This window comes from Microbacterium paludicola, assembly GCF_039529675.1.
In the GTDB taxonomy this organism is placed as follows: Bacteria; Actinomycetota; Actinomycetes; order Actinomycetales; family Microbacteriaceae; genus Microbacterium; species Microbacterium paludicola.
The window spans coordinates 46,226-52,641 of sequence record NZ_BAAANG010000025.1; the positions used below are offsets into that span (position 1 = coordinate 46,226).

Below are 6,416 nucleotides of genomic sequence, written 5' to 3' on the forward strand. Positions count from 1 at the left end.
CATGTTCCCGACGCTGCAGGACCTCGCGAGCCGGCTTCCGCCCATCGACACCCACTCGTTCTTCGTCGCGCTCGGGATGCTCGCGGCGGGAATCGTGTTCCTCGTCGAGAAGCGCCGCCGCGGGGTGAGCGACCACCGGATCTGGTATCTCGTGCTCGGCTCGCTCGCGGGGGCGTCCATCCTGGCGCGGCTCGGCACGTGGGCGCAGCACCTCGATCCGACGAAGAACCTCAGCCTGATAGAGCAGCTCTCGTACGGCAACGCGTCGATGCTGTCGGCGCTGGTGGGCGCGTGGCTGGGCGTCCACGTCGCGAAGCGCATCGTGCGGTACCCGTACCGGACCGGCGACCTGTTCGCGCCGGCCGTGGCGCTCGCGATGGCGGTCGGCCGGATCGGCTGCCTCCTCACCGAGAAGCCGGGAACGCCGACCGGATCCGGATGGGGCATCGTGCTCGACGCCGACGCCGCCGCGTACACCGGATCCGCCGCCGGAGTGCCGCTGCATCCGAGCTTCGTGTACGAGATCGCCTTCCATCTGGTCGCCTTCGCGCTGCTGTGGTTCTGGCTGCGTCACCGGCAGATCGCGCCCGGCGAGACGCTCACGCTCTACGTCGCCGCGTACGGGGTGTTCCGCTTCCTCGTCGAGTTCGTGCGCGGCAACGAGATCGCCTGGATGGGGCTGACCCGCCCGCATCTGTTCCTGCTGGTGACCCTCCCCCTCCTGTTCGCCCGGATCGTCTGGATGATCCGCACCGACCGCTTCCGCGCCGCCGCACCCGCGCCGGCGCTTCCGTCGCGCCCAGAGAGGACGGCACCCAATGAAGAGCACGCCTGAGCAGCCGGGTCAGGAGCCCGATCCCGCACGCCCGGTGCCGCCACCGGGCGGTGGGATGCCGCCGCAGCCGGGGGCGGCGCCCGGCCCGGGACCGCAGGCGCCAGGGGCGCCCGGGCCGGGGGCCGGACCGCAGCCGGGGCAGCAGGTGCCTGGGGCGCCGGGGCCGGGGCAGCAGGGGCCGGGGTACCCGCCCGGGTACGGGCCGCCCGCGGCACCGGGGCAGTACCCGGGGCAGCCGCCGCACCCCGGCTACGGGCCGCCGCCCGGGTACGCTCCGCCGCCCGGGTACGGGCCGCCGCCCGGATATGGCGCACCGCCGGTCGGCCCGCCGCGGCAGCTCGGCGGGCTGCGGTTCGGCGCCTGGGTCTGGATCGGTCTCGCCATCGGACTCGTCGTCATCCTGGGCGCCGGGTTCCTCTGGTTCAGCGGTGGGTTCGGAGGCTTCCCCTTCGGCGGCGGGCTCTTCTGGCTGCTTGTGCTGCTCGCCGGCATCGGCCTGCTGTTCTGGCCGCCGGCGCGCGCGCTCGGCACGGGCCTGCTGATCAGCGCGGCAGCGGCGCCGCTGGTGCTGCTGGGCGTGTGCGTGGTGATGATCGCCACCTACAGCAGCGGCTTCTGACGTCAGCCGCGCAGCAGCGCCCGCAGCGTCTCGATCGTGTCGGCCTCCGACGCGTCCTTGTCGGGGCGATACGCCTTGACCCTGGCGAAGCGCAACGCCACCCCGCCCGGGTAGCGCGACGAGCGCTGCACGCCGTCGATCGCGATCTCGACGACCGTCTCGGGCCGCACGTGCACGGCGTACGCGGAGCGGTGGGTCTCGATCATGGGGAAGTGCTCGGTCTGCCAGCGCAGCGTGGCGTCGGTGAGGCCCTTGAAGGTCTTCCCCACCATGACGAAGCCGCCCGGGTCTCCGAAGGCGCCATCCGGATCCCTCGCGCCGAGATGCAGGTTCGACAGCATGCCCGTGCGTCGCCCCGATCCCCACTCGACCGCGAGCACCACCAGGTCGAAGGTCAGGACGGGCTTCACCTTCAGCCAGCTCTTGCCGCGCCGGCCGGCCGCGTAGGGAGAGCTGATGTCCTTGACCATCACGCCCTCGTGCCCCGCGGCGAGCGCCTCGCGCGAGAACTGCTCGGCGCGCTCCGCGTCGGCCGTGACGATGCCGGGCATACGCAGCGGCCCCACGACGCGCTCGAGGATCTCCAGGCGGGCGCTCAGGGGCTCGTCGATTAGGTCGCGGCCGTCGACGTGGAGGATGTCGAAGAACCACGGGCGCAGGACGATCGCGGCGGCGGTCTCGGATCCGAAGCGTGCCATCGTGTCCTGGAACGCGCGCGGACCGCCGTCCTCGTCGAGCGAGAGCGTCTCGCCATCCAGGATCACGCGCTCGACCGGCAGCGCGCGCACCGCCTCAGCCAGCTCGGGCACGCGGTGGGTGACCTCGGCGAGGCTGCGCGTATAGACGTGGACGTCGTCGCCCTCCGGCCGCGCGCGGTCGAAGTGCACCTGGATGCGCGCGCCGTCGAGCTTGTACTCGACCGACGCCTCGCGCCCGAGCGTGGCGAGCGCCTCGGCGGCCGAGCCCGCGGTCGAGGCGAGCATCGGCATCACCGGGCGCCCCACGCACAGGCCGACCGACTCGAGGTCGTCGAGCGAGCCTCCGAGCGCGATCCGGGCCGTCTCCCCGAGGTCGCCCGACAGCATCGCCGCTCGGCGCACGGCCGCGATGGGCCGGTCGGCCGCCTTCGCGATCGCGTCGAGAAGCACTCCCTCGAGCGCGCCGGTGCGCAGTTCGCCGAGGATAACGCGCGAGACGAAGTCCCATTCCTCGGCCGTGCCGCGCTGCGCGAGAGCGAGGAGCGCCTGCCGCCGGGCATCCACGGATCCGGCTCCCGCCGTCGCGGCGATCCGGTCGAGCGCCGCGTCGACATCGAGCACCGTGAGGCTCGGCGCATCCGCGTGCGCGACGGCGAGGCCCGTCAGTCCGCGCCAACCGACGCCGATACGACCCTGCCGCGGGCTCGCCGTGAGGAATCCGATCGCCGGCCCGATCTCGGCATCGTCGAGCGCGCGCAGAGCCTCGGCGAGCGCGGCGACCTTCTTCAGCCGCGAGGAGGTCGCCGCGACCTCCCGGGTCGCCGCGACGAGCTCGTGCAGCAGCATGCCGTCATTGTCCACCAGGCCGCCGACATCCGCGGGGCTGCGGCGCATCCGAACGCCCGGAGTTCCGGTGCCGACCGGCCCTTCTGCCACGAGTCGAGGGCCGCTCCGCACCCATCCGCACTCGCCCACGCGCCCCGCCTGGCGCATCCCGGTGCCGACCGGCCCTTCCGCCGCGCCAAAACGGCCGGTGCGCACCGATCCGGGCCAAGCCCCAGCCGCCCGCGCTACTCGATCGGCTCGATCCCCGAGAGGCGGATCTCCTCGACGTCGAGTCGCGCCTGGATGCGCCGCGCGACCGCGTCGTCGATGACGCCCTCGCGCGTGAGCCGCACCAGCACCTCGCGCTTGCGCCCGAGCACGGCGAGGCGCAGGCGGGTGTACTCCTCGTTGCGGGCGAGCGGCGATCCGGTGTCGGTGGCGACGATGACCGATCCACTCTCCTGCGCCGCGTCGGCGCCGTCGGCATCGGGAACGCCGATCATCGCGTCGAGGGCCTCGATCTCGTGGTCCACGTGCTCCTGTACGCGGGCGTTCGCGAGTTCGAGGTGCTCGTAGTAGTCGCGCTTGAGGCGCTCGCGCACCTCCTCGCTGATTCCCTCGCCGGCCGCGAGCTCCTCGACGTGCACGAGGGCGGCGCCGGTGATCGACCGTTCCGCGAGGCGCATCTCGTCGTCGGCGCTGGTGTCGACGGGCAGACGCGCCCAGCGCACGACAGCCGGAAGCAGCGGCCCCTGCACAAGAAGCGTCAGCAGGATGACGCCCGCCGTGACGAAGATCACCTCGTCGCGGGCTGGGATGTCCGCCCCGTCGGTCGCGAGCGGGATCGACAGCGCGATCGCGAGCGACACCGCGCCGCGGAAGCCCGCCACCGCGCTCACCACCCGCGCGCGGTGCGACATCCGACGTGCGCGTTGTGAGGGGCGCCGGTCGAGCATCCGGATCAGCATGACCGTCGACGTCTGGAACGTGAACCGCACGATCAGCAGCACGACCCACACCGCCACGGTCACGAGGGTCAGCCAGCCGACGTCGCCGAGGTCGATCGTGCGGACCACCGCCTGCACCTCGAGCCCGATCAGCACAAACAGCGCGCCGTTGAGCAGGTACGAGCCGAGCGGCCACACGGCCTCGGTCTGCCGGCGGGAGGCCGCGGTCGTGACCCGCGGCGACAGGTAGGTGAGGATCAGTCCCGCGACGACGACCGCGAGTACTCCCGAGGCATGGATCAGCTCGGCGACGAGGAACGCGGTGAACGGCGTGAGCAGCAGCGCGATGTTGAGGGTCAGCGCGGTGGTGAGGCGCCGCATCAGCAGGTAGGCGAGCCCGCCGACAACGATGCCCGCCAGGATGCCGCCGCCGTACGACAGCAGCACCATCCCCGTGATGCTCCACGGCGTGTAGTCGCCGCCGATCGCGAGGCCGACCGCGATCGCGTAGATGACGAGCGCCGTGCCGTCGTTCGTGAGGCTCTCGGCCTTGAGGATCATGAAGTTGCGGCGAGGCAGGCTGCGGCCCAGGGCGGCGACGGCCGTCGCGTCGGGCGGGGCGACGGCCGCGCCGAGGATCAGCGCCGCCTCCCACGGCACGCCCAGCGCGTGCGCGATGCCGGCGACCGCGAACGCGCTCGCCACCACGAGGAGCGTGCTCATCAGGACGATGCCGCGGAAGTCGCGCTTGATCGACCGCAGCGACGTGGTGAGGCTCTCCCAGAACAGGATCACCGGCAGGAACAGCAGCAGCACGGTCTCGGGCGGCAGCTCGACGCCTCGCAGCTGCGGGACGAACCCGAGCAGCAGGCCGAGGATCACCAGCAGCAGCGGCGTCGCGATCCGCAGCCGCGGGGCGAGAAGCGCCCCGACCAGCACCGTCGCGCCCAGCAGCACGGTGATCTCGAGTCCGCCCATGTCGCCCCTCCGGCTCCGTCCGCCGGGGTCGCCGACCCCGCACAGATATTCTCCGGCGCGCGGGAGCCCCGAGGGGCGGAGATGACGGATCCGGATCGCGCGCGTCCGCGCCGCGATCGTCCTGAATCACCCCACGGCGAGGATCGCGTCGGACAGCCATCCGCCGAGGTCTCGGAAGCTGAGCTGCTCCCCGTCGCTCTGCTCCCGGCGGGCGCTCGCGAGAAGAGCCGCATCCGGATGGGGCTGATCGTTGATGATCGAGACCAGCTCGAGGTAGCGCCCCTCGGTCGCGTTGTACTCGGTGTCCTGGAGCGCCTCGAGGGTGACGCTGTCGAGATCGCGATAGCGGGCCGCGAGCCGTCCGCGGAGCTCATCGTCGGCCGCGACTCCGAAGGCCTCTGCAAGCGACTCGACCATCCGCGCGGCGAGGGAGACCACCCGGGCATCGTCCGCGGCGAACCCCGCCTGGTGAGCGGCCATCAGCTTCGGCATCACGTCGGCGCCGGTCGAGTGGAAGAACTCCTGCACGTGAGGTGTCGAGATCTCGGAGCCGGGGAACTCCCCATACGTCGCGTGCAGATAGGACCGGGTCGCCGCACGGAAGCGGTCATCCCGCAGCAGTTCCGCCAGGGCGATCCACGCATCGAGCTGTTCCGGGGCCGGGTCGGGCGGCAGCACCGGACGCACCTCGTGGATCCGCCTGATCGCGTCCTCGGGGAGGCCGGCGGTGACCTCGGCGAGGAAGCCGTCGACGAGCCGCTGACGCTCGGCGTCGGACATGGTCACCAGCTTGCGCAGGAGCCTCGCGCGTTCGGCCGTCCCCTCCTGCCGCACGAGCGCGCGGAGCACCGCCCGCTTCGCCTGCATGTCGGTCGCCTGCTTCTCGATGACATCGAGATGCTCGGCGAGGACGTCGCGCAACGAGGTCGTGCCGAGGAGGACGCGGCGCACCTGATCCAGTCCGGTCTCGAGGTCGCGCAGCGTTCGGACGAACTCGAGGCGGGCGATGGCATCCACGTCGTAAAGGCGATGACCGCCATCCGTCGAGTCTGTCGGTTCGACCAGGCCTTCATCGGCGTAGTAGCGGATGGCGCTGACGCTGAGCCCGGTGCGATGCGCGACCTCGCCGATGGAGTAGAGAGTCTTATCTGTGCTGTTCATGCTCCCCACCCTGCGACCTCAAGCGGCTTGAGATGCAAGGAGCAGTCTCATCCACTTTCCGGTGCTTCGGTGTCCGCGGCCCGTGCACATCCGGTGCGGATGGGCCCTTCCGCGGGCGCAAGAGGGCCGCTCGGCACCGGAACGCCCGAGGGCAGGTTCGCGCGCAGTCGCACCCGGGTGCGGATCGGCCCTTTCGCGGGCGCGTGAGGGCCACTCGGCACCCGAACGCGAGGGAGCCGGGCCGTCGGGGAACAGTCCCGCGGAAACGACGAAACCCCCTCGCGAGAGGGTCAAGTCCTGGGACGTGGTGTATCGGTGATCGTGTGATCCTTCGTGTCGTGGTCAGGCTGTGA

Annotated in this window: 5 protein-coding genes; 2 read left to right on the forward strand and 3 right to left on the reverse strand. The window is 71.9% G+C overall.

The annotated features are described in order from the left end of the window. The first annotated feature begins 1 nt into the window (after position 1). Together ABD161_RS12050 and ABD161_RS12055 are read left to right on the forward strand one after the other, a co-directional pair. Positions 2–835 carry a prolipoprotein diacylglyceryl transferase gene (locus ABD161_RS12050; protein ID WP_344003188.1) on the forward strand — a complete coding sequence of 278 codons (834 nt, stop codon included), beginning with the start codon at positions 2–4 and terminating at the stop codon, positions 833–835. Further along, entirely contained in the window at positions 819–1,454 is a 636-nt protein-coding gene (locus tag ABD161_RS12055; protein WP_344003191.1) for a hypothetical protein, read from the forward strand. Before ABD161_RS12050 ends, ABD161_RS12055 begins: the two co-directional genes overlap by 17 nt. A 2-nt stretch (positions 1,455–1,456) precedes the next feature. On the opposite strand, the gene ABD161_RS12060 is transcribed toward ABD161_RS12055, so the two are convergent. The 3 genes from ABD161_RS12060 to ABD161_RS12070 all read right to left on the reverse strand — a co-directional run bounded on the left by ABD161_RS12060 (position 1,457) and on the right by ABD161_RS12070 (position 6,063). Next, complete coding sequence (locus ABD161_RS12060) at positions 1,457–2,998, reverse strand: ATP-dependent DNA ligase (protein ID WP_344003194.1); 1,542 nt, start codon at positions 2,996–2,998, stop codon at positions 1,457–1,459. 224 nt (positions 2,999–3,222) lie between these two features. Continuing rightward, positions 3,223–4,902: a Na+/H+ antiporter gene (locus ABD161_RS12065; RefSeq protein ID WP_344003197.1), complete on the reverse strand. Its 1,680-nt coding sequence runs from the start codon at positions 4,900–4,902 to the stop codon at positions 3,223–3,225. A gap of 126 nt (positions 4,903–5,028) precedes the next feature. Next, positions 5,029–6,063: a helix-turn-helix domain-containing protein gene (locus ABD161_RS12070; protein ID WP_344003200.1), complete on the reverse strand. Its 1,035-nt coding sequence runs from the start codon at positions 6,061–6,063 to the stop codon at positions 5,029–5,031. Positions 6,064–6,416: the final 353 nt, after the last annotated feature.